Below are 880 nucleotides of genomic sequence, written 5' to 3'. Positions count from 1 at the left end.
GTGCTGGATGTGGGCGTGGAGCCATCGGTAGACAGGTCTTTGCGACAAGATCAGTCTCCGAGAGGGCTCCACGTGATCACGTATTCTGCCAGGCTCGACGTCCCGAGGGAACTCGCGCAGCACGTGGCGCGGCTGTTGCGCGCCGAGCGCCGGGTGGTGGGTACCCGGCCGGGAACCCGTGCGTTGACGTGCTTCTACCAGGCGCTTCTGGTGTTGGTGTGGTTCCGCAAGGGTGAGGACAAGACCACCCTCGGGGCCGGGTTCGGGGTGTCGAGGGCGACCGCCTACCGGTACGTCGCCGAGGCCGTGCGGGTCCTGGCGGCGCAGACGCCCACCCTGCACGACGCCCTGACGCGGGTCGCCGCCGACGGCTGGTCACACGTCATCCTCGACGGCAAGCTGTTCGACACCGACCGCCTCGCCGAGACCACCGTGAGCGTGAAAGGCGACACGATCGACGCCTGGTACTCCGGGAAACACCGCGACTTCGGCGCGAACATTCAGGCCGTGATGCGCCCGGACGGGCTCCCGATCTGGACCTCGGATGCCATGCCCGGACATCTACACGACCTGACCTGCGCCCAACGGCTGGATGTCACCGGCGTCCTCTACTGGGCGGCCTCCGAACTGAGGCTGCCGACCCTGGCCGACTCCGGCTACGAAGGCGCTGGCCAGGGCATCCACACTCCATACAAGCAGCCCACCGACGGCCGTCGCCTCGCGGTCGACAACCGCACCTACAACACTCTCCTTCGATCCATGCGATGCCTCGGAGAACGCGGCTTCGCGATCCTCGTAGGCCGCTGGCGGACCCTGCGTCACAGCACAGCCAGCCCACGACAGGTCGGCGACATCGTCCGCGCCGCTCTCCATCTCACCC

Annotated in this window: 1 protein-coding gene; it reads left to right on the top strand. The window is 67.7% G+C overall.

Features of this window, described 5'->3' with window-relative positions; genetic code table 11:
• Positions 1 to 72: 72 nt before the first annotated feature.
• A partial coding sequence (locus ACFHWY_RS28700) for a transposase family protein (protein ID WP_416583358.1) occupies positions 73 to 880 on the top strand: 808 nt, incomplete at its 3' end.

It is taken from the genome of Micromonospora sp. LOL_024 (genome assembly GCF_048060415.1).
GTDB lineage: Bacteria > Actinomycetota > Actinomycetes > Mycobacteriales > Micromonosporaceae > Micromonospora.
Note: the sequence above shows the minus strand (reverse complement) of the source record. Positions and strands in the feature narration are given on the sequence as shown.